22 protein-coding genes are annotated in these 22,564 nt (G+C 72.2%); 9 read left to right on the forward strand and 13 right to left on the reverse strand.

Going from position 1 to position 22,564, the window contains the following annotated elements:
- Positions 1 to 8: 8 nt before the first annotated feature.
- Positions 9 to 722 carry a dienelactone hydrolase family protein gene (locus ABZ857_RS38965; protein ID WP_357054170.1) on the forward strand — a complete coding sequence of 238 codons (714 nt, stop codon included), beginning with the start codon at positions 9 to 11 and terminating at the stop codon, positions 720 to 722.
- Here ABZ857_RS38965 and ABZ857_RS38970 read toward each other — a convergent pair.
- Positions 704 to 1,699 carry a sulfite exporter TauE/SafE family protein gene (locus tag ABZ857_RS38970; RefSeq protein ID WP_357054174.1) on the reverse strand — a complete coding sequence of 332 codons (996 nt, stop codon included), beginning with the start codon at positions 1,697 to 1,699 and terminating at the stop codon, positions 704 to 706. The genes ABZ857_RS38965 and ABZ857_RS38970 overlap by 19 nt on opposite strands.
- A 270-nt stretch (positions 1,700 to 1,969) precedes the next feature.
- Here ABZ857_RS38970 and ABZ857_RS38975 point away from each other — a divergent pair, with 270 nt between their 5' ends.
- From ABZ857_RS38975 to hypF, 7 genes are all read left to right on the forward strand, one after another.
- Positions 1,970 to 2,893, forward strand: a complete 924-nt coding sequence (locus ABZ857_RS38975) for an ROK family protein (RefSeq protein ID WP_357054177.1) — start codon at positions 1,970 to 1,972, stop codon at positions 2,891 to 2,893.
- A 34-nt stretch (positions 2,894 to 2,927) separates the two neighbouring features.
- The gene (locus tag ABZ857_RS38980) at positions 2,928 to 4,907 is read left to right on the forward strand and encodes a cellulase family glycosylhydrolase (protein WP_357054180.1); all 1,980 of its coding nucleotides are present in this window, start codon (positions 2,928 to 2,930) and stop codon (positions 4,905 to 4,907) included.
- A gap of 224 nt (positions 4,908 to 5,131) precedes the next feature.
- Positions 5,132 to 5,872 carry a hypothetical protein gene (locus ABZ857_RS38985; protein ID WP_357054183.1) on the forward strand — a complete coding sequence of 247 codons (741 nt, stop codon included), beginning with the start codon at positions 5,132 to 5,134 and terminating at the stop codon, positions 5,870 to 5,872.
- A gap of 9 nt (positions 5,873 to 5,881) precedes the next feature.
- On the forward strand, positions 5,882 to 6,784 hold the full coding sequence (locus ABZ857_RS38990; protein WP_357054186.1) for a cellulose-binding domain-containing protein: 903 nt from the start codon (positions 5,882 to 5,884) through the stop codon (positions 6,782 to 6,784).
- 132 nt (positions 6,785 to 6,916) lie between these two features.
- Entirely contained in the window at positions 6,917 to 8,560 is a 1,644-nt protein-coding gene (locus ABZ857_RS38995) for a SpoIIE family protein phosphatase (RefSeq protein ID WP_357054189.1), read from the forward strand.
- On the forward strand, positions 8,554 to 9,651 hold the full coding sequence (locus ABZ857_RS39000) for a cobalamin-dependent protein (protein WP_357054192.1): 1,098 nt from the start codon (positions 8,554 to 8,556) through the stop codon (positions 9,649 to 9,651). Before ABZ857_RS38995 ends, ABZ857_RS39000 begins: the two co-directional genes overlap by 7 nt.
- 16 nt (positions 9,652 to 9,667) lie before the next feature.
- Positions 9,668 to 11,935: a carbamoyltransferase HypF gene (gene hypF / locus ABZ857_RS39005; RefSeq protein ID WP_357054195.1), complete on the forward strand. Its 2,268-nt coding sequence runs from the start codon at positions 9,668 to 9,670 to the stop codon at positions 11,933 to 11,935.
- 24 nt (positions 11,936 to 11,959) lie between these two features.
- Here hypF and soxR read toward each other — a convergent pair whose 3' ends face one another.
- Positions 11,960 to 12,427: a redox-sensitive transcriptional activator SoxR gene (soxR, locus tag ABZ857_RS39010; protein WP_357054198.1), complete on the reverse strand. Its 468-nt coding sequence runs from the start codon at positions 12,425 to 12,427 to the stop codon at positions 11,960 to 11,962.
- Between the two features lie 79 nt (positions 12,428 to 12,506).
- On the opposite strand from soxR, the gene ABZ857_RS39015 reads away from it, so the two are divergent.
- On the forward strand, positions 12,507 to 13,979 hold the full coding sequence (locus ABZ857_RS39015; protein WP_357054200.1) for an MFS transporter: 1,473 nt from the start codon (positions 12,507 to 12,509) through the stop codon (positions 13,977 to 13,979).
- On the opposite strand, the gene ABZ857_RS39020 is transcribed toward ABZ857_RS39015, so the two are convergent.
- The 11 genes from ABZ857_RS39020 to ABZ857_RS39070 form a co-directional block, all read right to left on the reverse strand.
- A complete protein-coding gene (locus tag ABZ857_RS39020; protein WP_357054202.1) occupies positions 13,976 to 14,299 on the reverse strand; it encodes a hypothetical protein in 324 nt (107 codons plus the stop codon). The genes ABZ857_RS39015 and ABZ857_RS39020 overlap by 4 nt on opposite strands.
- An 18-nt stretch (positions 14,300 to 14,317) precedes the next feature.
- Entirely contained in the window at positions 14,318 to 15,406 is a 1,089-nt protein-coding gene (gene hypE, locus ABZ857_RS39025) for a hydrogenase expression/formation protein HypE (RefSeq protein WP_357054205.1), read from the reverse strand.
- Positions 15,403 to 16,527: a hydrogenase formation protein HypD gene (hypD, locus tag ABZ857_RS39030; protein ID WP_357054208.1), complete on the reverse strand. Its 1,125-nt coding sequence runs from the start codon at positions 16,525 to 16,527 to the stop codon at positions 15,403 to 15,405. The genes hypE and hypD overlap by 4 nt, the downstream gene beginning before the upstream one ends.
- 7 nt (positions 16,528 to 16,534) lie before the next feature.
- Complete coding sequence (locus ABZ857_RS39035; RefSeq protein ID WP_357054210.1) at positions 16,535 to 16,810, reverse strand: HypC/HybG/HupF family hydrogenase formation chaperone; 276 nt, start codon at positions 16,808 to 16,810, stop codon at positions 16,535 to 16,537.
- The gene (locus ABZ857_RS39040) at positions 16,758 to 17,165 is read right to left on the reverse strand and encodes a hydrogenase maturation nickel metallochaperone HypA (RefSeq protein ID WP_357054213.1); all 408 of its coding nucleotides are present in this window, start codon (positions 17,163 to 17,165) and stop codon (positions 16,758 to 16,760) included. Before ABZ857_RS39040 ends, ABZ857_RS39035 begins: the two co-directional genes overlap by 53 nt.
- A gap of 103 nt (positions 17,166 to 17,268) precedes the next feature.
- On the reverse strand, positions 17,269 to 17,748 hold the full coding sequence (locus ABZ857_RS39045) for a hydrogenase maturation protease (protein WP_357054216.1): 480 nt from the start codon (positions 17,746 to 17,748) through the stop codon (positions 17,269 to 17,271).
- An 8-nt stretch (positions 17,749 to 17,756) separates the two neighbouring features.
- Positions 17,757 to 19,034: a hypothetical protein gene (locus tag ABZ857_RS39050; protein WP_357054219.1), complete on the reverse strand. Its 1,278-nt coding sequence runs from the start codon at positions 19,032 to 19,034 to the stop codon at positions 17,757 to 17,759.
- Positions 19,031 to 19,666, reverse strand: coding sequence for a DUF6084 family protein (locus tag ABZ857_RS39055; protein WP_357054222.1), 636 nt, complete (start codon positions 19,664 to 19,666; stop codon positions 19,031 to 19,033). Before ABZ857_RS39055 ends, ABZ857_RS39050 begins: the two co-directional genes overlap by 4 nt.
- A 2-nt stretch (positions 19,667 to 19,668) precedes the next feature.
- Positions 19,669 to 20,289 carry a DUF5947 family protein gene (locus ABZ857_RS39060; RefSeq protein WP_357054225.1) on the reverse strand — a complete coding sequence of 207 codons (621 nt, stop codon included), beginning with the start codon at positions 20,287 to 20,289 and terminating at the stop codon, positions 19,669 to 19,671.
- Positions 20,286 to 20,792 (reverse strand): NifU family protein, encoded by a 507-nt coding sequence (locus ABZ857_RS39065; protein ID WP_357054228.1) that lies wholly within the window; start codon positions 20,790 to 20,792, stop codon positions 20,286 to 20,288. The genes ABZ857_RS39060 and ABZ857_RS39065 overlap by 4 nt, the downstream gene beginning before the upstream one ends.
- Positions 20,789 to 22,564 (reverse strand): nickel-dependent hydrogenase large subunit, encoded by a 1,776-nt coding sequence (locus ABZ857_RS39070; protein ID WP_357054231.1) that lies wholly within the window; start codon positions 22,562 to 22,564, stop codon positions 20,789 to 20,791. The genes ABZ857_RS39065 and ABZ857_RS39070 overlap by 4 nt, the downstream gene beginning before the upstream one ends.

Genomic DNA, 22,564 nt, shown 5'->3' on the forward strand with positions numbered 1-22,564 from the left:
AGGTACCGATGCCCGAGCGCACGCAGACGGTGACGGTCGCGGACGGCGGCTTCGACCTGCGCCTGTGGATTCCGGAGCGGGGGAGCGGCCCGGGGCTGCTGCTGATCCCGGAGATCTGGGGAGTGAGCGACTACATCAGGGCCGTCGCCGCCGACCTCGCCGCGCTCGGCTACGTCGTGGGCGTGCCGGACCTGTTCTGGCGGCTGCGGCCCGGCTGGGCGGCCGCGCACGACGAGGAGGGGCTGCGCGCCTCGCTGGAGCTGTCGGCGGACTTCGACCCCGAGAAGGGCGCCGACGACTGCGCCGCCGCGCTGGCCGCGCTCGCGGCCCGGCCCGAGGTGACGGGCGGGACCGGCATGCTCGGCTTCTGCCTCGGTGGCTCGCTGGCCTACGCGGTGGCGGCCCGCGCCGGCGTGCCCGGCCTGTCGGCCGTGCTGTCCTTCTACGGCTCTGCCGTGCCGGACGCGCCGCGGCTGATGGGCGACATCCGCTGCCCGATCCAGTTCCACTTCGGCGGCCGGGACCCCTACATCCCCCGGGACAGGGTGGCGGTCGTGGAGGCGGCGGCGGCCGGACGGGCGAACGTGGAGGTCCACGTGCAGGAGGAGGCCGGTCACGCCTTCCACAACTTCTTCGCGCCGATGTTCCACAACCCGGAGGCGGGCCGTACGGCGTGGGCGCTGGCCATGGACTTCCTGCGCCGTCACCTCCCGGCGGCCTGAGCCTCCTGCCTCGCCTGGCCTTCCGCGGGGTTCTCCGAGGGTGTCCGCCAGGGGAGGGCGGGCAGGCCGCACCGCACGCGCAGGACCATCCAGAAGGCCGGGGCGAGCAGCAGCACGGCGAGCAGCACCCAGACGGTCTCGGTGTTGCCGATGCCGAACATCTTCAGCGCCGAGGCGAGCAGCACGAACGCCAGGGCGCGGCGGATCAGCCCGCCGGGGGCACGCGAGGAGATCCGCGAGCCGAGGTAGACGCCAGGGATGGAGCCCGCCAGCAGCGCCACCGTGACCGACAGCGTGAACTCGCCGAACAGCAGGTGCCCGAGCGCGGCCGACATGACGAGCGGCACGGCCTGGACCAGGTCGGTCCCGACGAGCTGGTTGGCCTTCAACGCGGGGTAGAGCGCCAGCAGGGCCACGATGATCAGAGAGCCGGAGCCGACCGAGGTGATGCCGACCACCAGCCCGCCGACGGCCCCCACCAGCGCGGTCGGCAGCGGCCGTACGGTGACGGAGGGGATCTCGGTCGCGGCCGGTTCGCCGGGGGCGGCGGTGCGGCGGCCGGTCTCGGGGGTGCGGCCCTCGGCGCGGTCGCGCATCGCGAGGTAGCCGCGTACGGCCAGGCCCGCCGCCGCGATGAGCAGGGCGATGCCGAGACCCTTCTGGATCACCTCCTGCACCGCCTCGCCCTTGCCCAGCGCGCGGGCGATGAGCACGCCGCAGAACGCCGCGGGGACCGAGCCGGCGCACAGCCAGGCGACGAGTCTCAGGTTGACCGTCCCCCGGCGCAGGTGCACGAGGCTGCCCACCGGTTTCATGACGGCGGCGGCGACGAGGTCGCTGGAGACGGCGGCGAGGGGTGGCACGCCGAAGAACGTCACGAGCATGGGCGTCATCAGGGCGCCGCCGCCCATGCCGGTCAGGCCGACGACGACGGCGACCAGGAACGAGCCGATCGCCATGGTGTAGTCGAAATGCACCCGCTAACCCTACCTAACCCATCGGAATTATGGATACCCCCCTGTTGTGGTGAACCTTTCCCACTGAACCGGTTCGGCCGATCTCTCGCGGCGTACCCCGCGACCGGCTGATCACCCGCGCCTGGCTGCGCATTCTCGTCGCGGTCGGGGATCGTGGAGGTCGCGGAGGGATCACATCGGTGATCGCCCGTTGACGTGGCGGTCACGCACCGAATACTTTGGCCGGACCTTATCCGGTTAAGTGACACTTGAGGGGCTGGGGATGCGGCGATGACCGTCCTCGCGGTGGACATCGGCGGCACGAAGTTCGCCGCCGCGGCCGTCGCGCCCGACGGAGAGATGCTGGCCCGCGCCGAGGTGCCGCTGCGCGGCCCAGGCTCGGCCGACCGGACGCTGTCGGAGGTCGTGGGCCGGATCACCGAGCGGGTGCCGCCCGCCCGCCTCGACGGGATCGGAGTGGGCTCGGCCGGGCCGCTCGACCCGGGCCGGGGCACCGTCAGCCCGGTGAACATCCCCGCCTGGCGCGAGTTCCCGCTGGTGGACGCGCTCGGCGAGGTGCTGCCCGGCCGGCCCGTACGGCTCGCGGGCGACGCCCAGTGCATGGCGCTCGGGGAGTGGTGGCGCGGCCTGTCCCGGGACGGCCACGAGCGGAGCCGGGCCATGCTCGGCATGGTGGTCTCCACCGGCGTCGGCGGAGGCTTCGTCCTCGACGGCGTGCCGTACGTCGGCCCGACCGGCAACGCGGGGCACATCGGCCACATCACGGTCGATCCCGGGGGCGAGCCGTGTCCCTGCGGGGGTGTCGGCTGCGTCGAGACCGTCGCGAGCGGGCCCAGCATGGTCCGGTGGGCCGCCGCGAACGGCTGGACCGGCGAGGACGCGCGGGCGCTGGCCGCCGACGCCCGGGCCGGGCACCCCACCGCCACGCTGGCCTTCCGGCGCGCAGCCGACGCGCTGGCCACCGCCGTGCTCACGGCGTCCGCCCTGTTCGACCTCGACCACGTCGTCATCGGAGGGGGCGTGGCCGCTGCGGGGCCGATCCTGTTCGACCCGCTCAGGCAGGCGATCGAGAGGAACGCCGGGCTCGGCTTCCTGCGGCGCCTGCGGGTGGACCCGACCTCCCTGGGCCGCGACGCCGGACTGTTCGGCGCCGCCGCCCTCGTCCTGTTGCAGGACGACGACCCGGGCACCTGACCGGCCCGGGCCTCCCCGACCACAAGGAGCGTCGATGAGAGGACCGAGAGGATTACGCACGGCTGCCGTGCTGGCCGCCATGCTCGCGGGGCTGACCGCCGCGCCGGCCACGGCGAGCGCCGCGACCGGCGATTCCGGCTTCGTGAAGCGCGCGGGCGCCCACCTCGTGCTGAACGGCAAGCCGTTCCGCTTCGCCGGGACCAACAACTACTACCTGATGTACAAGTCGCACGCGATGGTGGACGACGTGTTCGCCCGCGCCAAGGCCGCCGATCTGTCCGTGATCCGCAACTGGGGGTCGCTGGACATCGGCAACCAGGACGGGTCCGACTCCATCCAGGGCAAGGCGGACGGCGTCTACTTCCAGTACTGGGACGGGGTCAAACCCGCCTACAACGACGGGGCGGACGGCCTGGAGCACCTCGACTACGTGCTGTGGAAGGCCAGGCAGTCCGGGATCAAGCTGGTCATCCCGTTCGTCAACAACTGGAACGCCTATGGCGGCATGGACCAGTACGTCCGCTGGGCCAAGGGTCAGCATCACGACGACTTCTACACGAACCCGACGATCAAGGGCTGGTTCAAGGACTGGATCAGCCACCTGCTCAACCGGGTCAACACGCTGACCGGCGTCGCCTACAAGGACGACCCCACGATCATGGCCTGGGAGCTGGCCAACGAACCCCGGTGCAAGGGGTCGGGCAACTACCCGACCTCGTCCGGCTGCACCACGGCCACCGTCACGGCCTGGGCGGACGAGATGTCCCGCCACATCAAGTCGGTGGACGGCAGGCACCTGGTCGGCGCGGGTGACGAGGGCTTCTACTGCACCGACCCCGGCGGCTCCGACTGGACCGACAACTGCGGCGAGGGCGTGGACACGGTCGCGCTGGCGAAGCTGCCGAAGATGGACCTGATGTCCCTGCACCTCTATCCGGACGGATGGGGCAAGGACGCCGCCTGGGGCACGACCTGGATCAAGAGGCACCTCGCCGACGGCCGCAGGATCGGCAAGCCCGTGATGCTCGGCGAGTTCGGCCTGCTGAGCAAGGCCGTGCGCAACCCCGTCTACCGGGAGTGGACGGACGCCTTCGTGTCCGGTGGCGGGGCGGGCTTCCTGTACTGGCTGATCGCGGGCACGCAGGACGACGGCACCCTCTATCCCGACTACGACGGCTTCACCGTCTACTGCCCCGGCCCGGTGTGCACGACGATCACCAACGCGTCGGCGACGATCCGCGGCAGGCTGCCGATCTTCCCGCCGGTGGCCGACGACGACACGGCCGTCACGACCTTCGGCACGCCGGTCACGGTGGACGCCACCGCCAACGACATCGCGTACCTCGCCAGGATCAGGCCGGAGACGCTCGACCTCGACCCGGCCACGGCGGGCCGTCAGGCGAGCCTGACCGTGACCGGCGGCACGTTCACCGCCGACGCGTCGGGGAAGGTCGCCTTCACCCCCGCGGAGGGCTTCAGCGGCCGGGCCACGGCGACCTACCGGGTGCGTGACAGTCTGCTGCGGTGGTCCGGCACCGCCACGATCACGGTGACCGTCAAGCCCGACCCGGGCGCGGCGATCAGGTTGTTCTCCTTCGAGGACGGCGTGCAGGGCTGGGCGCCCGGCAACTGGCAGAGCGACGCCGGCACGGTCGCCCAGTCCGCCGAGTGGGCCACCGACGGCACGCACGGGCTGCGGGTGGACGCGACCGGCGGCGGCTGGTTCGGCGCGGCCTTCCCCGAGCCCGTCGACCTGTCGGCCAAGGGCACGCTGAAGTACGACATCAAGACGGGGGCCGCGGGCACCTCGACCAGCGTCGCGCTGCAGACCGGCTCCGGCTGGGCCTGGTGCCAGTCCACATGGGGCTGGCAGAACCAGGACGGCACGGGGACGGTGGAGATCGACCTCACCTCCGCGATGTCCTGCACGACCGAGGACCTCAAGGACGTGCGCGGCATGTTCGTCTGGGTGAGCCCCGGCACCTTCCTCATCGACAACGTCCGTGCCGACTAAGAGGGCCGAGTAAGAGGGCCGAGTAAGAGGGCCGAGTAGGAGCGAGCGCGTCGCGGGCCGGTCCTGACCCCGGCCCGCGACGCCGTCGCGTCTGTTGGAACGATCCATCACCGGTCCGAACCCGCCCATGTTTGGGTCTTGAAACTTAACTGGTTAAGTCTTTCACTCAATGGCAACCGGACAACCTTCTGGTTCCGGCGCTCAACCGATTCAGGGAGAAGCACGTGAAAGACCACCCCCCTGCCTTACGCCGTCTGCCCGTCGCCCTCGCCGTGATCGCCGCGGCCCTGCTCGCTCTCGTGCCGGCTCTCACCGGCGCGTCGGTGCAGCGCGCCGGGGCCGCCGCAGTCCCTGCCGGGTTCGCCTACCGCTGCGGGATCCACTTCTGCCTCGACGGCAGAACCTTCTACTTCGCCGGCGCGAACACCTACGACCTGTTCACCTTCGGCAGCGGTTCGGGCGACACCGAGACGCAGTACATGGACAAGGCGCGGATCGACGCGCACTTCGCGAACCTCCAGGCCGACAAGGTCACGGTGCTGCGGGTGTGGATGTTCAGTCACGAGGACTGGCACGGGTTCGAGAAGTCCAAGGGCGTCTACAACGAGCAGGAGTTCGCCCAGTTCGACTACATCATCCAGTCGGCCAAGGCGCACGGCGTCAAGTTGATCCCGGTCTTCGAGAACTACTGGGAGGCCTACGGCGGCATCGACACCCGGCTCCAGTGGGAGGGCCTGTCCGGCGGCCACCCGGGGCGGGCGGCGTTCTTCGACAAGACGAGGTGCCCCGGCTGCTTCACCTCGTACAAGAACTACGTGAGTCACGCGCTCAACCGCGTCAACCACTACAGCGGGATCAGGTACAAGGACGATCCGACGATCTTCGCCTGGGAGTTGATGAACGAGCCGCGCTACCAGGACCAGAGCGCCTCGGAGAACGTCAACGGAACGACCCTGCGCGCGTGAGTCGACGAGATGGGCGCCTTCGTGAAGGGGATCGACCCCAACCACATGCTGGGCACCGGCCTGGAGGGACACGGCACGAAGTACGGCTTCGGCGGTGACGAGGGCAACCCGTTCGTCTCCATCCACCAGTCGCCGTACGTCGACTTCACCTCGGCCCACCCCTATCCGACCGAGTCATGGGCAAACCTGGGCATCGACCAGACCAAGGCGCTGATCCGCGCCTGGATCTCCGACTCGCACAACCTCGTCGGCAAACCGTTCTTCATGGGGGAGTTCAACGTCCACAACGTCGATCGCTCCGCCTGGTGGAGCGCGTTGTTCTCCGACTTCGAGGCGGCCGACGGCGACGGCAGCGCGTTCTGGTGGTATCAGGACCACAGCGTGGACGGGAAGTTCGGCGTCTCCGCGGGCGCCCCGGAACTGGCGGCCTTCCGCGCCCACTCGCAGCGGCAGGCGGCGAAGAACGGCGCAGGCCCCTCGACCAGCCCGTCCCCGTCCCCTTCCGCCTCCCCCTCCCCTTCCGTCTCCCCGTCGCCCTCCCCGTCGCCCTCGCCCTCACCCTCCCCGTCTCCTTCGCCGTCGGTGACTCCCGCCGCGTGCACGGTGACGTACCGGCTCTCGGACTGGGGGAGCAGCTTCAACGCCGACGTGACGATCAGGAACGGCGGCGCGACGGCGATCAACGGCTGGACGCTGGTCTTCTCCTTCCCGGGTGACCAGACGATCAACAGCGTCTGGAACGCCAAGGCGACCCAGAGCGGCAAGCGGGTCACGGCCGCCAACGAGTCGTGGACGGGCACCATCCCGGCCGGCGGCTCGGTCAACTTCGGCCTGAACGGCAGGTCCACCGCCGGAACCAACGGCGTCCCCGCACAGTTCACGCTCAACGGCGCCGCCTGCGCCAAGGGCTGAGCCCACCCCGCCGCGGGCCGGAACGCGACCCCGGCCCGCGGCAACTAGTGCGATATCCCCATTTATGGGGCAAAGGTAGGCTGGAGGAACGAATCGGACGTCGGGGGACGCGGCCATGACGGGAACGCACGGGTGAGAGGCGCCACCGGCTCCGCCGACCCCCGCCACAGCGGCGTACGGCCGTCCCTCGACCTCATGGCGGCGCTGCTGGAGCGCAGCGGCGAGGGCATCGTCGTGTGCGACGCGGACGGCGTCGTGACGCTGGCCAACGCGGAGGCGGTCCGCCTGGTGCCGCGGGTCGAGGTGGGCAGGCCCCCGCCCGCGCCGCTCGACTCCCTCTCGTCCGCGCCCGCCGGCCGGAGCGTGACGCACGGCGGCCGGGTGATCGGGGTGCGTGTGGAGGCGGTCGGCGAGGGCGGGGTCGCCTGGTACCTCACCGACCAAGCGGAGGAGGCGGCCCGACGCACCGAGTTCCTGCTGGAGGCCGCCCGCCGCCTGTCCGCCTCGCTCAACCCGCACCGCTGCGCCCGGGCCGCGACGGAGCTGGGCACCGAGTTCCTGTCCGACGTGGCGATCGTGCTGCTGCCGCCCACCTCACGCCGCCGGGTGGAGTGGGTGCGCGCCGTCTCCGGCCGGTACGGCGTGGAGGAGGGCACCCTGCCGGCCGCCGCGGCGGCGGAGGTGCCCGGCCTGACCGACGCGCTCGCGGGCCTGCGGCACGGCGCCGCGGGACAGCAGGAGCCGGGCGGCGTGCCGGACTGGCTGCTGCCGGAGGGGTTCGGCCCGGCCGGCCACCTGCTGGTGCTCCCGCTGCCCGGCAACGGCGTGCCCGCAGGGGCGGTCGTGCTCGCCCGCCGCGCCGGGGGGCCGGCGTTCGGCGACGACGACGAGGTGATGGCGCGCGACCTCGCGACCCGGGCCGGGGCCGCGATCTCGGCGGCCTCCCTGTTCCGGGAGCAGAGCACGATCAACGCCATCCTCACCGGCGACCTGCTGCCGCCCGACCTGCCGGAGATCGAGGGCATGCGGCTGGCCGGCCGGCTGCGGGCCTCGCAGCAGGCGGGCGCCATCGGCGGCGACTTCTACGACGTCTACCTGCCCGACGCGGCGCCCGACACCGGGATCGTGGAACGGCCCCCCTTGGTCATCCTGGGCGACGTCTGCGGCAAGGGCGCCCGCGCGGCGGTCCTGGCCGGTCAGGTCCGCCACAGCCTGCGTACGCTGCTGCTGCTGGAAAGCCGCCCCGACCGGCTGCTCGAGCTGCTCAACCGGTCGCTGCTGGCCTCCCCGGCGCCGAACGCCTACGTCACGATGATCCTCGCCGCGCTGCGGACCGCACCCGGCGATCACGTGCTGGTGGACCTGGCCGTGGCCGGGCACCCGCCGCCGCTGGTTTTGCGCCGGGACGGCACGGTGGAGGAGGTCGCCGTCCGAGGTTCGATCCTCGGCGCGTTGAAGAGGATCGCCCTGCGGCCCGTCACGCTCGACCTGGCGCCCGGCGAGGTGTGCCTGCTGTACAGCGACGGCATCACCGAGGCGTTCGGCGGCCCGAGCGGCCGGGAGATGTTCGGCGAGGAGCGGCTGAAGGAGGCGCTGGCGACCTGCGCCGGCATGCCGGCCGACGCCCTGGTGGAGCGCCTGGAGCAGCTCAGCACCGAGTGGCTGGGCGGCGGTCCGGGCGGCGGTCCGGGCGGCGGTCTGGGCGGCGGCCAGCAGGACGACCGCGCCCTGCTCGCCGTACGCGCGGGGCCGGGACGGACGGAGACATCATGGTGACGACGGACCTGGAGGCCGCCACCGGGCGTTACCTGGACCTGATCGGCCGGGCCGACGAGTACGGCGCGGTCGACCTGGTCCTGGGCCTGATCGACGAGGGCGTCCCGGCCGAGGACGTGCTGCTGCGGATCATCGCCGCGGGCCAGCGCCGGGTGGGCGAGCTGTGGGCGTCGAACGAGTGGTCGGTGGCACGCGAGCACGCGGCGACCGCGGTCAGCGAGCGCGCCGTGGCCGCCGTCACCGGGCGCGTCCGGCCCGCAGCGACCCGTGGACGGGTGGCCGTGGCCTGCGCGGACGGCGAGTATCACGCGCTGCCCACCCGCATCATGGCGGAGGTGCTGCGCCTGCGAGGGTGGCACGTCGACTTCCTGGGGGCCAGCGTGCCCGGCCCGCACCTGATCACGCACCTGCACCAGACCGGGCCCGACGTGGTCGCGCTCGGCTGCACGCTGCCGACCCGGCTGCCCCGCGCGCACGCCACCATCGCGGCCTGCCAGGCCGTGGGCATCCCCGTGCTGGCCGGCGGGGCCGGGTTCGGCGCCGACGGCCGCTTCGCCCGCCTGCTCGGCGCGGACGCGTGGGCGCCCACCGCCGACGCGGCGGCCGACCGGCTCGCCGCCGGGCTGCCGTCCTTCCCCGCCGCCCACGGCGGCCCCGGCGGCTCCGGCGGCGCCGCGGCCGATCTCGGCGGCGAGGAGTACGCGTACCTGACCCGGCACCGCGCCAACCTGCTGGCCCGCGTCATGGACGCGCTCAGGGAGGCGTACGCCCCGATGGGCGGCTACAGTGCGCGGCAACTGGAGCACACCGCCGAGGATCTCGGCCACATCGCCGACTTCCTGATCGCCGCGATGTACGTCCACGACGCTCCGCTGTTCACCGATTTCGTCACCTGGACCTGCCGGGTGCTGGTGGCCAGGAAGGTGCCGGCGGAGTCCGTCGTGCTCGGGCTGGGTGTCTTCCGTGACGTACTGACAGACTGCCCCGGCGCCCAGGCGCTGCTGATCGAGGGCATCGCCGCGGCACACACGTGCTGCAGCCGATCAACCCAGCCCGCGAATCAACCTCGACGACGTGCTCAATCTCCCTGACTGAGACAATGTGCAGGTGAGCAGGCGTGCCGTCGCCGTCCGGGTCGAGGGGATCGTGCAGGGGGTCGGCTTCCGGCCCTTCGTGTACGGCCTCGCCACGCGGCTCGGCCTCGCCGGGCTGGTCGGCAACGACGAGCGCGGGGTCTTCATCGAGGTCGAGGGCGGCAGCGCGCTGGTCGAGCGGTTCCTCGCCGCGCTGACCGGCGACCCGCCGCCGCTGGCGGTGATCGAGCGGATCAGCACGGGCCCCGCGCCCGTCACCGGCCGCAGGACCTTCGTGATCGCGCCCAGCGCGGCCGGTGGGGAGCGGCACGCGCTCGTCTTGCCGGACGTGGCGACCTGTGACGCCTGCCTGCGCGACCTGACCGACCCGGCCGACCGCAGGTGCGGCTACGCCTTCACCAACTGCACCGGCTGCGGCCCGCGCTTCACCATCGTCCGCGACGTGCCCTACGACCGGGCGAACACGACGATGGCCGGCTTCCGGATGTGCGCCGACTGCGCCCGGGAGTACCACGACCCCGCCGACCGGCGCTTCCACGCCCAGCCCGTCTGCTGCCCCGCCTGCGGGCCCCGGCTGCGCTTCACCGGTGCCGCCGGCGACCCGGCCGGCGACCCACTCGAGCGGGCCGTACGGCTGCTGCGGGAGGGCGGGGTGCTGGCGGTCAAGGGACTCGGCGGCTACCACCTGGCGGCGCTCGCGGCGGACGAGCCCGCCGTGGCGGCGCTGCGGTCGCGCAAGCACCGCGAGGACAAGCCCTTCGCGGTGATGGTGGGCGACGTGGCCGCGGCGCGGCGGCTGTGCGTGGTGGACCCGGCCGAGGAGCGCCTGCTGACCGGGCCCGCCCGCCCTGTCGTGCTGCTCCGCCGCCTGCCGGACGCGCCCGTCGCGCTGTCCGTAGCACCGGGCAACCGGTGGCTGGGCGTGCTGCTGCCCTACACCCCGCTGCACCACCTGCTGCTCCGGGCGCTGGGCCGGCCAATCGTGCTGACCAGCGGAAACGTGTCCGACGAGCCGATCGCCTACCGGGACGAGGACGCCCTGGAACGGCTCGGCGGCATCGCCGACGCCTTCCTGACCCACGACCGCCCCATCCACATCCGTACGGACGACTCGGTCGTACGGGTCTTCCGGGGCCGCGACCTGCCGATCAGGCGGTCGCGGGGATACGTGCCGCACCCGCTGCCGCTCGCCCGGGCGGCCCCCCGGCCCGTGCTCGCCTGCGGCGCCGAGCTGAAGCACACGTTCTGCCTGGTCAAGGATGACCGTGCGGTCGTCTCCCACCACATCGGCGACCTGGAGAACTACGAGACCCTGCGGTCGTTCACCGAGGGGGTCGAGCACTTCCGGCGGCTGTTCGACATCACGCCCGAGGTGATCGCGTACGACCTGCATCCCGAATATCTGTCCACGAAGTGGGCCCTCGACCAGGACGCGGACCTGGTCGGCGTGCAGCACCACCACGCCCACGTCGCCTCCTGCCTGGCCGACAACGGTGTCGCCGGGCCGGTCGCGGGGGTGGCCTTCGACGGCCTCGGATTCGGCATGGACGGCACGTTGTGGGGCGGCGAGTTCCTCGTCGCCGACCTGGCCGGTTTCGAACGCGCGGGCCACCTGGCGCCGGTGCCGATGCCCGGCGGCGCGACCGCGATCCGGCAGCCCTGGCGCATGGCGGCGGCCTACCTCGATCTCGCCTACGACGGGGACGTCCCGGAGGACCTGGACGTCGTACGGCGCAACGCCGGGCGGTGGGCGGCCGTCGTCGCGTTGGCCCGCCGGGGCGGGAACGCGCCCCTCACCTCCAGCATGGGCCGCCTGTTCGACGCGGTGGCGGCGGTCGCGGGCGTACGCGACACGATCACCTACGAGGGCCAGGCCGCGGTCGAGTTCGAGCAGCTCGCCGACCCCGTGGTGGACGACGCGTATCCCTGCGGCCTCGTCCCCGCGGGTGATCGGTTCACGGTGCCGGGCGTGGAACTGGTCCGCGCGGTCGCCGACGACCTGCGCGCGGGTGCGCCGCGCGACGTGGTGGCCGCGCGGTTCCACAACGCCGTGGCCGGGATCGTGGCCGCCGGATGCGCCCGGGTCCGCGAGGCCACCGGTCTGTCCACGGTGGCCCTGTCGGGCGGCGTGTTCCAGAACCTGCTGCTGCTCGGCCGGGCCGTGACCCTGCTGGAGGAGCGCGGCTTCACGGTGCTCACCCACCACCGGGTCCCTCCGAACGACGGCGGCGTCAGCCTCGGTCAGGCGGCGGTCGCCGCGGGCCGCGACTGTCCCCCTTGATCGTCATCCCCCTTGACCGTCATCTCAGTCGGGGTCGGCGGGAAGAGGGTCGAGCCGGTGTGGGCCGGGGCCCCGGCTCGCCAGCTCGTCGTACGGATTGAGCAGCCGGCAGGCACTCATGGAGACGCAGCCGCACCCGATGCAGTTGGTGAGCTCGCGCTGGAGCCGTTCGAGAGCGGCGCGGCGCATCTCCAGGTCGGCGGACCAGGCGCGCGCGATGCGTTCCCACTCTCGCCTGGTGGGCTTGCGGTCATGGGGGAGGTCTCGGAAGACTTCCGCCACGTCCCGCAGCGGGATGCCCAGCCGCTTCGCCACCTGGATCAGCGACACGCGGCGGATCATGTGCCGGGAGTAGCGCCGCTGGTTCCCCGCCGTCCGCCGCGAGAAGATCAGCCCCTGCGCCTCGTAGAAGCGCAGGGCGCTGACGGCGACTCCCGTACGTCGCGACACCTCGCCGACCGTCAGCAGCTCGGCCGGATTCAGCTTCGCCATCGAGATCCCTCCACGAGCTTGACCTCAATTTAACTTGAGGTTCAAGGATGGTGCCCACCGACGACTCGGGGAGGACTTCGTGAGCACCATCAGCATCGGCGCACGACGTGCGGGACGGGTGAGCCGGCCGGTGACCGCCGTCACCGTGCTGCTCGGCGTCCTGGCGCTGGCCATGTCGATCGCGGGCACCGCGGTGGCGGTTCCGCGCATCGGGGGCGACCTGGACGTGTCGGCGGCGTCCCTGCAGTGGGTGGTCGCCGGCTACAACCTGACCTTCGCGGCGTTCACGCTCGTGTGCGGCTCACTGGCCGATCTCTTCGGCCGCCGCCGCGTCTTCACCCTCGGCGCGGCGCTGTTCACGGTGGCGGCGCTGGTCAGCGCGGTCGCGGACGGCATCTGGGTGCTGAACGCGGCACGGCTGCTCGCCGGGGTGGGGGCCGCCGGGATGATGGCGGCGGGCGGCGCGATCCTGGCGGCGACCTTCGAGGGCGCGGCGCGGACGCGTGCCTTCGCCGGGATGGGCACCATGGCGGGCGTCGGCATCGCGATCGGCCCGAGCCTGTCGGGCTGGCTGGTCGGCGAGTTCGGCTGGCGCGGCACGTTCGGCGTGAACGTCGCCGTCGGCCTGCTGGTCCTGGCGGGCAGCAGGTTCGCCCCCGAGTCGCGGGCCGCGCAACGCCCGCGCGTGGACCGCGCCGGAGTCGCGACCTTCGCCGGCGGGCTGGCGCTGCTGATGTTCGGCGTCATGCGGGGGCCCGAGCAGGGCTGGAGCGCGGCGCCGGTGCTCGGCGCGCTGGCGGCGGGAGCCGTGCTGCTGGTGGCCTTCGCCCTGGTGGAACGGCGCAGCGATCGCCCGGTCCTGGACCTGACGCTGGTGGGGAACGCACCGTTCATGGGCTGGTGCCTGGGGACCCTGGCGACCTCGGTCGGCTTCCTGGGCGTGCTGGTCTTCCTGCCCACCTACCTGCAGGGCGTGAACGGAGTCTCGGCGAGCGAGGCGGGCGTGACGATGCTCATGCTGACCGCCCCCGTCCTGGTCGCCCCGCCGCTGGGCGGCTGGCTGGTGACCCGCGGTGTGTCCGGACGCGCCCTGATCACCATGGCACTGGCCCTGGTCGCGGCGGGCAACGCCTGGCTGACCGTGCTTCACCCGGGGATCGGGACGCTCGCGCTGCTCGGCCCGCTGCTGCTGATCGGCGTCGGGATGGGACTGTCGTTCGGGATCACCGACGGTCAGGCCATGAACGTCGTCGAACCCGACCGCGCCGGAGTGGCGGCGGGATTCCTCAACACCGTGCGTGGCTCGGCCGAGGCACTGGTCATCGCGATGTTCGGCGCGGTGCTGGTCAGCGTCGTCGGCGCCAGGACCGGCTCAGCCGCCGCGGCGGCACGAATCGCCGCGGGCGACGTCGCCGCTCACGAACAGGCGGCGTTCACCGACGGATGGCGGGTGACCCTCTGCGGCGTCGCCCTGCTCACCGCCCTCGGCGCCGCCGCCGTGTTCTTCCTGCTCCGGACGCCTCGCGCGCACCATGCCCAGCCGATGGGCTAGCCTCCCTGGTCGCCCGCGGGCAGCGGGGGGCTCTCCTCGTCGATGGGTCCCTCCGGCGCGATGCCGGTGGAGTCCTCGAGGGTGGAGCGGCCGTGCGGACGGTCGGTCTCGCCCTTCACGCCCACCTGGTCACGTCCGGGCTCCTGCTTCTGCTCGGCGAGCTCCTCGCCGCCCCTGGTGAGCGACTCGCCCGCGGTCACGCCCGACTCCTCCTCGGCGGACGGCTCCCGCCCGGGTCCGGGCTCGCCCGCCGCCTCCGGCCGGAACGCCAGGTCGCCCGCCCGCTTGGCCTCGGTGTCCGGTCGTTCGGTCTCACTCATGATGAAGTCACCTCCCGGTCAGCAGATCCGCGGCAGCGGGTCGCCGACCAGCACGTCGATGATCCGGGTGCCGCCGAAGGCGGTCTTGAGCAGCACCAGGCCGGGGGGATCGTCCCGGACGCGGCCGACGATCGCGGCGTGCTCGCCGAGCGGGTGGCTCCGCAGGGCGGCGAGCGCGGGTTCGGCCGAGCCCCCGCCCACGACCGCGACCATCCGGCCCTCGCAGGCCACGTAGAGCGGGTCGATCCCGAGCAGCTCACAGGCTCCGCGTACGGCGGGCCGTACGGGCACCGCGTCCTCCTCGACGACGACGGCGACGCCGGAGGCGCGGGCGATCTCGTTCAATATCGTCGCGACGCCGCCCCTGGTCGCGTCCCGCAGGCACCGCACCCCTTCGCCGGCAGCGGCCTGGAGTGCGGCGACGAGACCGTTCAGCGGGGCGGTGTCCGACGTCACGTCGGCCTCGATGTCCAGCTCGCCCCGGGCCAGCATGATCGTGACACCGTGCTCGCCGACCGGGCCGGACACGAGGACGGCGTCGCCGGGGCGGGCGTGCGCGACGCCGAGACGCGCGTCCCGCTCCAGCAGTCCCACGCCGGCGGTGGTGACGTAGCAGCCGTCGGCCTTGCCGCGCTGCACGACCTTGGTGTCCCCGGTCACGATCGACACCTCCGCCGCCGCGGCGGCCCGCGCCATCGACGCGCTGATCCGCCGCAGGTCCTCGACCGGGAAACCCTCCTCCAGGACGAATCCCGCCGACAGGTACAGCGGCCGGGCCCCGCACACCGACAGGTCGTTCACGGTCCCGTTGACGGCGAGGTCGCCGATGTCGCCGCCGGGGAAGAACAGCGGGGAGACCACGTAGGAGTCGGTGGTGAACGCGAGCCGCGCGCCGCCCGCGCCGAACACCGCGCCGTCCTCCAGCGGTTCGAGCAGCGGGTTGCGGAACGCGTCGAGGAAGACCGCCTCGATCAGGGTCTGGGTCGCCTTGCCGCCGGCGCCGTGGGCCATCGTGATGTGCTCCTCGCGCACCCGCGCCTTGCGGTGCCTGGCCCGGTCGATGCGTTCGAGGACCTGTTCCTCACGGGTGATACCGGTGTCGGTCACCGCGTCGCCTCCCTCACCCGCTGCCGGGAGAAGCGGCCGAAGTTGTAGTAGGCCGCGCAGGCGCCCTCGGACGACACCATGCAGGTGCCGATCGGCGTCTCCGGTGTGCAGGCCGTGCCGAAGACCTTGCACTCCCACGGCTTGAGCACGCCCTTGAGCACCTCGCCGCACTGGCACGCCTTGGGGTCGGCCACCCGGCTGCCGGGGATCTCGAACAGCCGCTCCGCGTCGTACGCCGCGTACTTCTCGCGCATGCGCAGCGCGGAGTGCGAGATGAAGCCGAGGCCGCGCCACTCGAAGTAGGGCCGCAGCTCCATCACCTCGCCGATGGCCCGCAGCGCCCTGATGTTGCCCGGCCACGGCACCACCCGGGCGTACTGGTTCTCGACCTCCGACCGCCCCTCGGCGAGCTGCCGCAGCAGCAGGTAGACCGACTGGAGGATGTCCAGCGGCTCGAAGCCCGCCACGACCAGCGGCTTGCCGTAGTCGCGGGCGATGAACTCGTACGGCCGGCAGCCGATGATCGTGGAGACGTGGCCGGGTCCGAGGAAACCGTCGAGACGCAGGTCGGGCGAGTCCAGGATGGCCTTGATCGCGGGAATGATCGTCACGTGGTTGCAGAAGACCGAGAAGTTCCGCACGCCCTCGGCCGCCGCGCGCAGCACGGTCATGGCGGTCGACGGCGCGGTGGTCTCGAATCCGATGGCCATGAAGACCACCCTGCGGTCCGGGTTGCGCCGGGCGATCTTCAGGGCGTCCAGCGGTGAGTAGACCATGCGGATGTCGGCGCCCTGGGCGGTGGAGTCGAAGAACGATCCGCGTCCGCCGGGCACGCGCATCATGTCGCCGAACGACGTCATGATCACATCCGGCCGTTCTGCGATGTGGATCGCGTCGTCCACGCGGCCCATCGGGATCACGCAGACCGGGCAGCCTGGGCCGTGCACCAGCGTGATCGTCTCGGGCAGGTAGTCCTCCAGCCCGTGCTTGTAAATGGTGTGGGTGTGGCCGCCGCACACCTCCATGAACTTGTAGGCCCGCCCCGGCTCGCACAGGCTCGCGATCCTGGCGGACAGCGCCCGCGCCTTGTCCGCGTCGCGGTACTCGTCGACGAAGCGCATGGGTCCTTCACCTCTCTATGGACGAGTCGCGCAGCGCGGCCAGCTCGTCCTCGTACGCCTGGCCGATGCCCTCCAGGAACTCCAGGGCGGCCCTGGCCTCGGCCTCGTCGATCTTCGACAGCGCGAAGCCGACGTGGATCAGGACCCAGTCGCCGGGCCCCAGGGGCTGGCCGTCGAGCAGGCCGATGTTGACGGCCCGCCGGACTCCGCTCACGTCGACCCTGGCGAGGTCAGTCTGGTCCGGTGGGATCTCCACGATCTCGCCGGGAATACCCAGGCACATAGGACGCCTCCGCAGTGGTGTCGGGGTCGAGCTGGATGGATTCGAGGACGAGGCTGTCCCCGCCCTCCATGTCGACGTCGATCCCGCCGCACAGTCCGCAGATCGTGAGCGGGTCGGCGCACAGCGCGGAGTGCCCGCAGCCCCGGCAGATGAGCCGTACGGGCTCGATGACCAGGTCGAGCGTCGCGCCCTCGGCGACCGTGCCGGCGGAGGCCAGGCAGAAGGCCTGGTCGAGGGCCTGCGGGGCGATGCGCAGCAGCGCGCCCGCGCGCACCCGGGCCCGGCGCACGCGCCTGCCGTCGGCCCGGCGCTCGACGGCGTCGACCACGGCCTCGGCGATCCCGAACTCGTGCATCGGCGTCACATCCTTCTGATCCGCAGGTAGCGCCGGATGTCGGGCAGCGACTGGACGACCAGCACGGCCACCCCGGTCACCAGCAGCACGAAGAGCACGCGTTTCAGCATCGCCGGTCCTCCTCCGCGATCAGTTCGAGCACGAGGGCGGCGGCCTCGGGGACGGCCGCCGCGACCGGCGGGCTCAGGTCCATTCCCGGAGACACGTCGGCGGGCTCGCAGCCGACCAGCAGGACTCTGTCTCCCCGCGGGAGATCGAGGCCGGAGGCCAGCGTGAGCACCGCGTCGGGGGTCATCGCGTGCGCGTCCACGAAACATCCACCGGGGGCCGGCGTCAGGGACTCCGGCGCCGGTTCGACGACGGACAGCGTGCCGGGGGCGCGTCCCGCCGGGATCGCGTCCACGAGGATCGTGAGGTCGTATCCCGAGGTCAGCTCGTAGGCCAGATGGATGCCCCGGATGCCGAAGTCGCCGACCTCCACCCCGTCGGGCACCCCGACGGCGGCGAGGCGGCGGGCCACCGCCACGCCGAACCCGTCGTCGCCGAGGAAGACGTTGCCCACGCCGGCCACCAGTGTTCTCATGCCGGTTCTCATGCGGGTTCCACCTCGTCCGGCGCGAAGTAGAGGAAACGCCGCTGCTCACGCTGGAGGTCGGCGGCGGGGTCGTCCTCCAGCGTGACGGCCAGGTGGCGCAGGCCGTCCAGGTCGAGGAACACCGCCTCGACCCGGGCGGTCCGCCCGGCCAGGAACATGTCGTGCGCGTCGGCGCGACGGCGGCCGGGCCGCAGCCGCACCCGGCTCCCCTTGGCGATCCGCACCCCGGCCACGGTCACGGCGTCGTCCTCCGGCGTCGTCCTGGCGGGGACCTCCAGGTGACGGATGGCGCCGTGGAGGCGTTCGAGCAGCTCCGGCGGCAGGTCGGCGGCCCGTTCGAGGATCTCGGCGGCGCGCGGGTCGGTGATCCGGGCCTCCCGCTTCTCCTCCTCGGTCAGGGTCAGCGTGCGCAGCGTGAGCAGTTCGTCGATCTCGGTCGAGTCGAACAGGTCGCCCGGGCTCTCCGGGGCGACGGCCGGGTGGTCGTACAGGATGATCGGCGAGGACAGCACGACGTCGCGGCGGCCGGGCTCGCCCACCAGGACGGGCCAGGTGTTCTCGTTGCGGCACTGCCGCGCCGCCGCCTCGGCCCACAGCGGCGGGTCGAGCAGCGAGACGAAGGCCCCTCCGCTCACCCCGATCAGCAGGTGGGCGGCGACCAGCGAGCGGCGCAGGGCCTCCTCGCGCGGCGCGTCCGCGCGCTCCCAGTGGGCCGTGTTCTCCACCTCGACCCGCAGCCGGACCAGCCCGTACGGCCCGGGCAGCCGTTCGGCGGAGATCCGCATCTCCGCGTCGAGCGGCTGGTGCGCGCAGACGATCCGGCCGGTCCGCTCGCCGCCGGGGTCGTCGATGGGCTCGATAAGGCGGTCGCCGGGCACCCGGACCTCGATCGTGCACCGCCTGGCCGTCACGTGTGCCAGGGACACCGCGGTCCGGGCCTCCCGCTCGGTGGCCTCGTCGAAGCTGAGGTAGTCGCGCCCTCCGAGAGTCAGCCTCGGCACGGGCCAGTAGCCGTCGTCCTCCTCCCGCTCGACCGTCCTGCTCCTGACGTGCAGGAACCGCAGGCGCACATCGAACTGGGCCTCGCCGGGGGCCTCCAGCAGGCACTCGGTCACGCTGGTGGACGGCTCGCCGGGGTAGTTCGGCGGCACGAGCACGCCGAACTGCCAGCGCATGCGGTTCTTGGCGGCCGAGGCGCGGTAGGGGTAGAGCAGGTAGCCCTCGTACAGCACGGCGTCCGCGACGCGACGGGCCGCCTCCATCGGCGCGGTCACCGGCCCGCCTCCTTCATGAGCAGCTCGACCGCCTCGTCGACGGTCGCGAGCACGCGTTCGGACTTGAAGCGGAGGATCTCGCGCACGGTGTCGCGGCGCAGCCGCAGCCAGCCGGAGCCGGGGAAGGCGGTGTCGATCGTCTCGCGCCACACCGCGACCGGCAGGCCATGGCGGGTCTCGCAGTGCCAGGGGACCTGCCGCATGCTCACCCCGCCGCCTGAGCGGGCGAGCACGGTGCCGCTGAACAGCAGCAGCAGGGGGATCTCGCCGTCGTCAAGGGAGGCGAAGTATCGGCCCGCGGCCACCTCCAGGTCGTAGCCGCACGGCACGGGCAGGTCGATCTCCGTGCTCGCGGTGAAGCCGGGCACCATCGCCTGCGCCATGGCGAACTGCACCGGCCGCAGCGTGTCGCCCCACCGGGCCGGCTCACCGAACAGGTCCGCCAGCAGCGCCGCCTCCCGCGGCCCGTACGGCCTGCGGCGCGGCTCGATCCTGATCTGACAGCGCAGCGCGATGGCGTGGACGCCCTCGGGGGAGGGGTCGGTGACGCGCAGGCGGAAGACGAGCGTGGGCGAGGCCGCGTACGGCTCGGGCCGGGCGTCCAGGCAGTCGAAGCGGAGACCATCGTCCAAGGTCAAACCTCCTTCAGAACGCGGGCCCGGCGGCGCAGGGCGGCGAAGAAGCCGTCGATGGCCTCCCACGCCTCCCGCCCGCCGCCGAAGCCCTTCCAGTGCAGCCGTACGAGGCCGACGAGCCGGTAGCAGGCGTCGATCGGCACGAGATGGCAGGAGAACGACCCGTCGGGAGCCCGGTCCACCAGCAGGGCCTCGACGTCGGGCTCGGCGTCCGCCAGCGCCGGGTTGGCCGCGAGCACCCGCTCCCAGGTCGCGAGCGGGAGCAGCGACTCGGTCGCCCCGGCCGGGCTGGGATAGAAGGCCACGGTCCGGCCGAGCGAGGAGTTGTGGAAGAAGAACGCCGTACGCACCGGAATGCCCAGGTCGTCCCAGTCGGAGGGGGAGACCCGGAAGGACGGCGCGTAGAGGAAGCGGTCGGGTACGGCGCGATACCGTCCCTGGCCCGGCCGGACGAACAGCAGGCGGCAGCCTCGGCAGGCGCACATCAGCGCCCGGGTCTCCAGGTCGACGACGTGCCCGTGCTCCCCCTCCAGGAGCTCGGCGCACATCTCGCACTGTTCCGCTCGTTCCGCCGACTCGGCTCGGACCGGTTCACGGAAACGGCGCAGGCCGGTGCTCATGCCGGGCGCCTGCCGATCTGCAGGAGGGTCACGGCATCCCTGACCGGGCTCTCGATGTCCACCCGCGCCACCTCGGGGGCCACCCGGGCGATGGCGCGCTCGATCGACTCCGTGACGGTGATCCGCGACGAGGGGCAGCCGCAGGCGCCCTTCAGGCGCAGCCGTACGACGCCGCCCTCCACGCCGAGCAGCTCGGCCCCGTGACCATAGGGGTGGCCGTCGAGCGCGGCCCGCACCCGCTCGGCGGTGGTCAGCGGGTGCAGGTCGTGCAGCACGAGAAGGCCCGCGACCAGCGGGTCCTCCACCAGACCGCGCAGCGCGCCGGCCGCTCCGGTCTCGGTGACGATCGCCATGACGCGTTCGAGGCCCGCGCCGTACAGGCCGACGAGCTCCCGCACGAGATCCTCCGCCATGGTGCGGGCCTCGGCGTCCATCAGCATGCCGAGCAGTCGCTCGATCCGCTCGCCCGATGCGGCCACGTCGTACGCGGTGTCGTCGGTCATGGCGTCCCCGTGAACGCGTGCGGGCTGTGCACCACGCGCAGCTGCCTGCCCCGGCCGAGGTACATGTGGACGCCGCAGGGCAGGCACGGGTCGAAGCTGCGGACGGTGCGCATGATGTCGATGCCCTTGAATCTCTCCGGCGGGTTCTCCTCGAAGATCGGCGTGTTCTGCACCGCGTCCTCGTAGGGCCCCGGCGTGCCGTTGAAGTCGCGCACGCTGGCGTTCCACGGCGTCGGCGGGTACGGGTGATAGTTGGCGATCTTTCCGTCCCTGATCACCATGTGGTGTGACAGGACGCCCCGCACGGCCTCGGTGAAGCCGCAGGAGATCGCCTCGTCGGGCACGGTGAACGGCGACCACGTCTGGGTGTGGCCCTGGCGGACCTCGCCCAGCGCCTGCTCCGCGAAGTGCAGCGCGCACGCGGCGGCGTACGCCTGGAAGTAGGTCCTGGCCCGGTTGCGCTCGATGGCGTTGGACAGCAGCTCCCCGTTCCGCTGGGGGATCCTCCACTCGAAGGTCTTTTCCGGCCGGGTCGCCGTCCTCGGCAGGTTGATCTCCACGCTGTGCCCGGTGGACCTGACGTAGCCGATGTCCACCAGACCGGACAGGGCGGTGACCCACAGGCGGGCGAGCGGCCCGCCGCCGGTGTCGAGCGCGAGCAGTTTCCGGCCGTCGTACCAGCGGGGCGACATCACCCAGCTGTACTTGTCGGTGAAGTCCCGCTTCTGCGGATGCGGGATCGTGTGCTGGTTCCACGGATGGCGGATGTCGACCGGGTTGCCCAGCGGGTCCTCGGTGACGAACGGCTCCCTGTCGGCCCAGTCGTCGTAGTAGGAGCTGCCGAGCAGGATGCGGATGCCGAGGTTGATGTCCACCAGGTCGTTGGTGACGAGCTCCCCGTCCACCACGATCCCCGGGCTGACGAACATCTTCCGGCCCCAGTCGTTCATGTTCCGGTAGTCGAAGTCGCAGTGCTCGGGGTCCTGGAAGCTGCCCCAGCAGCCGAGCATCACCCGCCGCCTGCCCACCTGCTCGTAGCCGGGCATCGCGTCGTAGACGAAGTCGAACAGGTCGTCGTGCATGGGGACGACCCGCTTCATGAACTCGACGTACCGCGTCAGGCGGGTGAGGTAGTCGGTGAACACCTGCACGGTCGCCACCGTCCCCACCCCGCCGGGGTAGAGCGTGGAGGGGTGCACGTGCCTGCCCTCCATCAGGCAGAACATCTCCCGGGTGGTGCGGCTCATCGCCAGCGCCTCGCGGTAGAACTCGCCCTCCAGCGGGTTCAGCGAGCGCATGATGTCGGCGATCGTGCGATATCCGTGGTCGGCCGCGTGCGGCGCCTCGGTGCGCTCGGCCTGCGCCAGCACGCCGGGGTTGGTCTCGCGGACCATCTTCTCGCAGTAGTCGACCCCGACCAGGTTCTCCTGGAAGATGTTGTGGTCGAACATGTACTCGGCCGCCTCGCCGAGATTGATCATCCACTCGCCGATGTGCGGCGGGCGCACGCCGTACGCCATGTTCTGGGCGTACACCGAGCAGGTGGCGTGGTTGTCGCCGCAGATCCCGCAGATCCGGCTGGTGATGAAGTGGGCGTCGCGCGGGTCCTTGCCCTTCATGAAGATGCTGTAGCCGCGGAACACCGACGAGGTGCTGTAGCACTCGGCGACCTCGCGGTTGGCGAAGTCGACCTTGGCGTAGATGCCGAGACTGCCGACGATCCTGGTGATCGGGTCCCAGGCCATCTCGACCAGTTCGCGTTCCGAGGTCAT

Origin of the sequence: Microbispora sp. NPDC046933 (assembly GCF_040644635.1) — a bacterium.
In the GTDB taxonomy this organism is placed as follows: Bacteria; Actinomycetota; Actinomycetes; order Streptosporangiales; family Streptosporangiaceae; genus Microbispora.

Excerpts from the sequence above, each read along its gene's own strand:
- ABZ857_RS39060 (WP_357054225.1), bottom strand. The coding sequence starts at position 20,289 with ATGAGCACCGGCCTGCGCCGTTTCCGTGAACCGGTCCGAGCCGAGTCG.
- ABZ857_RS38980 (WP_357054180.1), top strand. The coding sequence starts at position 2,928 with ATGAGAGGACCGAGAGGATTACGCACGGCTGCCGTGCTGGCCGCCATG.
- ABZ857_RS39035 (WP_357054210.1), bottom strand. The coding sequence starts at position 16,810 with ATGTGCCTGGGTATTCCCGGCGAGATCGTGGAGATCCCACCGGACCAG.
- ABZ857_RS39045 (WP_357054216.1), bottom strand. The coding sequence starts at position 17,748 with ATGAGAACACTGGTGGCCGGCGTGGGCAACGTCTTCCTCGGCGACGAC.
- ABZ857_RS38965 (WP_357054170.1), top strand. The coding sequence starts at position 9 with ATGCCCGAGCGCACGCAGACGGTGACGGTCGCGGACGGCGGCTTCGAC.
- ABZ857_RS39040 (WP_357054213.1), bottom strand. The coding sequence starts at position 17,165 with ATGCACGAGTTCGGGATCGCCGAGGCCGTGGTCGACGCCGTCGAGCGC.
- ABZ857_RS39070 (WP_357054231.1), bottom strand. The coding sequence starts at position 22,564 with ATGACCTCGGAACGCGAACTGGTCGAGATGGCCTGGGACCCGATCACC.
- ABZ857_RS39065 (WP_357054228.1), bottom strand. The coding sequence starts at position 20,792 with ATGACCGACGACACCGCGTACGACGTGGCCGCATCGGGCGAGCGGATC.
- ABZ857_RS38990 (WP_357054186.1), top strand. The coding sequence starts at position 5,882 with ATGGGCGCCTTCGTGAAGGGGATCGACCCCAACCACATGCTGGGCACC.
- ABZ857_RS39000 (WP_357054192.1), top strand. The coding sequence starts at position 8,554 with ATGGTGACGACGGACCTGGAGGCCGCCACCGGGCGTTACCTGGACCTG.
- ABZ857_RS38975 (WP_357054177.1), top strand. The coding sequence starts at position 1,970 with ATGACCGTCCTCGCGGTGGACATCGGCGGCACGAAGTTCGCCGCCGCG.
- hypD (WP_357054208.1), bottom strand. The coding sequence starts at position 16,527 with ATGCGCTTCGTCGACGAGTACCGCGACGCGGACAAGGCGCGGGCGCTG.
- ABZ857_RS39020 (WP_357054202.1), bottom strand. The coding sequence starts at position 14,299 with ATGAGTGAGACCGAACGACCGGACACCGAGGCCAAGCGGGCGGGCGAC.
- soxR (WP_357054198.1), bottom strand. The coding sequence starts at position 12,427 with ATGGCGAAGCTGAATCCGGCCGAGCTGCTGACGGTCGGCGAGGTGTCG.